Raw genomic sequence first — 2,052 nt, forward strand, 5'->3', positions numbered from 1 at the left:
CATCGACGACATGCAGCGTCACGGCCGCCGCCCGGCCGCCCGGCGCCGGCGGCAGCCCCCAGGCCAGGCTGCCAAGAACCGGGGCAAGGACCAGGACCAGGACCAGGACCAGGACCAGGACCAGGACCAGGACCAGGACCAGGGCAGGCCGGCGGAAATGGCGCATGCCGCTCATGGCGCCGCCCGTTCCGGCATTGTGGTCAGCCGGGCGGCAGGCGGATGCTCTGCGATGGCGCCCGACATGGAGATATCCGACATCGGGATACGGGGAATATCCATCGGATCGACGCCCGGACGCGCGGCCCCGCCACCATAGCCGAAGGCCGCACGATAGCCGGCGCGCCGCGCCGCCGCGCGCAGTTCGGGATCGGCGATGCCGAACGGCCAGGCCAGCATATCGATCGGCACCGCCAGACGGCGCGCCAGGACCGCTTTCGATCGTGCCAGTTGATCCGCGACGAAGGCGCGATAGGCATCCGGCGCCAGACGCGCGCGTTCCACGCGAAAATTCGGATGCCAATAGGTATGGGACTGCACCGACACCAGGCCCGATCGCAGCATCTCGGCCAGTTGCGCCCAGGTCAGTGCATAGGACGCCCGGGAAATGGCCGAGGGATAGAGGAACAAGGTCACCGGAACATGCCGGCGCAGGATGATCGGATAAAGCTGCGTATAGACCGATACATGGCCGTCATCGGCCGTGATCGCGGCGACGGGGCCGTCGGAGGCTGCGATGTCCTGCAGGATATCGACGGCCTGTTGCAGCGGCACGATGCGGTACCGATGCGCGGCAAGCCAGTCCAGTTGCCGTTCGAATGCGGCAATGGTGACGGTCGTCGGGCCGCGCCGCACGGGATCGAAGCGATGATAGACCAGGATCGGAACGGCGCCGGTGCCGGTTGTCTCCGCCATGCAGGACGGCGCGGCGCAGGAGAACGCGGCCGCCACCATCAGCAGGGTCGCCAGCACATGCGGGCCGGGGCGAAGGATGCCCGGCCGACCCGCATACTGCCAATATCCCGCGCGCAGCATCATGCCGTCGGGTGGCTCCACACGTCAGCAAAGGGGTTTGGGGGTCTCTTCGATCAGATATTCGGACGCCTCCAGCACCGCGTTCCAATAGGCCGTCAATTCCGCGTCATCGGCCTCCATCGCCTCGTCCCGCCTGGTCCGCGCGACGCCGGCGGCCTGATCGCCATGGCGCTCCACCAGTTCCATCGCCGCCGCGGGAACCGGCTTCAGACGTAACATCTTCCGTCCTCCATGCACCTGAACCGGGCCTGCATCTGGGAGTACGTGATCATGGTTCAATCAACGGCGCGCGAACGTGATGCAGGCACGGGACGGGCGGCGCCCCGTTCCGTCTTCCGGAAATTCGTTTCCAGCCCATCTTCTGGATCATTCTCCGAACCATCCTCTGGGCAGCGCCTCGGGAAGGGACGACATGACCGCCAAAAAGCCGTCGAAGCCACCACCGCCAAAGCCACCACCGCCAAAGCCATCATCGCCAAAGCCATCATCGCATGACGATCACCGAGCGACGCGTGCAGGAGAAAAGACCGGATCCGGTTCCGCCGCGGCCGAAAGGGATCAAAAACCGGGGCGTGCGCCGAAGATCGTCCGCACGCCGGGACAAGGGGGAATCTGCCGATAACCCGCCGGCGCTCCGGCACGTATCGCCGGAACCTCCCGTGTCTCTGGACCAAAAGGTGCGCTTTCTATCCGATCCGCGGCACTATCCCGGACATCCCCGGTCGGTCATCATGCGCGAGACGCATATGTCCTGGGTGTTCCTGGCGGGATCGCGCGTCTACAAGCTCAAGAAGCCGGTTCGCTTCCCCTATCTCGATTTTTCCACGCCCGATCGTCGCGCGGCGGCATGCCGGGCCGAAGATCGCCTGAATCGCCGCCTGGCGCCCGACGTCTATCTGGGGGTCGTCCCGCTGGTCGCCGGGCCCCTGGGTCTCGGCATCGGGGGGGCGGGGCGCGTCGTCGACTGGCTGGTCGTCATGCGGCGCCTCGACGATCGGGGGTTTCTCGACGCCGCGCTGC

General features: G+C 66.7%; 3 protein-coding genes and 1 pseudogene. 2 read left to right on the forward strand and 2 right to left on the reverse strand.

The window, feature by feature from the left end:
* Window positions 1–171: 171 nt before the first annotated feature.
* Together HUK84_RS16000 and HUK84_RS16005 are read right to left on the reverse strand one after the other, a co-directional pair.
* Complete coding sequence (locus HUK84_RS16000; RefSeq protein ID WP_246285732.1) at window positions 172–1,035, reverse strand: polysaccharide deacetylase family protein; 864 nt, start codon at window positions 1,033–1,035, stop codon at window positions 172–174.
* A 21-nt stretch (window positions 1,036–1,056) separates the two neighbouring features.
* Window positions 1,057–1,251, reverse strand: a complete 195-nt coding sequence (locus HUK84_RS16005; protein ID WP_176641171.1) for a hypothetical protein — start codon at window positions 1,249–1,251, stop codon at window positions 1,057–1,059.
* A gap of 51 nt (window positions 1,252–1,302) precedes the next feature.
* Between HUK84_RS16005 and HUK84_RS16010 the strand changes: the two genes are divergently transcribed.
* Together HUK84_RS16010 and HUK84_RS16015 are read left to right on the forward strand one after the other, a co-directional pair.
* Window positions 1,303–1,527: a hypothetical protein gene (locus tag HUK84_RS16010; protein ID WP_218064414.1), complete on the forward strand. Its 225-nt coding sequence runs from the start codon at window positions 1,303–1,305 to the stop codon at window positions 1,525–1,527.
* Between the two features lie 164 nt (window positions 1,528–1,691).
* Window positions 1,692–2,052 (forward strand): annotated as a pseudogene (locus HUK84_RS16015) (phosphotransferase); the annotation flags it as partial.

The organism is Nguyenibacter vanlangensis (assembly GCF_013376155.1).
Classification (GTDB): domain Bacteria; phylum Pseudomonadota; class Alphaproteobacteria; order Acetobacterales; family Acetobacteraceae; genus Gluconacetobacter; species Gluconacetobacter vanlangensis.

Excerpts from the sequence above, each read along its gene's own strand:
- HUK84_RS16005 (WP_176641171.1), bottom strand. The coding sequence starts at position 1,251 with ATGTTACGTCTGAAGCCGGTTCCCGCGGCGGCGATGGAACTGGTGGAG.
- HUK84_RS16000 (WP_246285732.1), bottom strand. The coding sequence starts at position 1,035 with ATGATGCTGCGCGCGGGATATTGGCAGTATGCGGGTCGGCCGGGCATC.
- HUK84_RS16010 (WP_218064414.1), top strand. The coding sequence starts at position 1,303 with ATGGTTCAATCAACGGCGCGCGAACGTGATGCAGGCACGGGACGGGCG.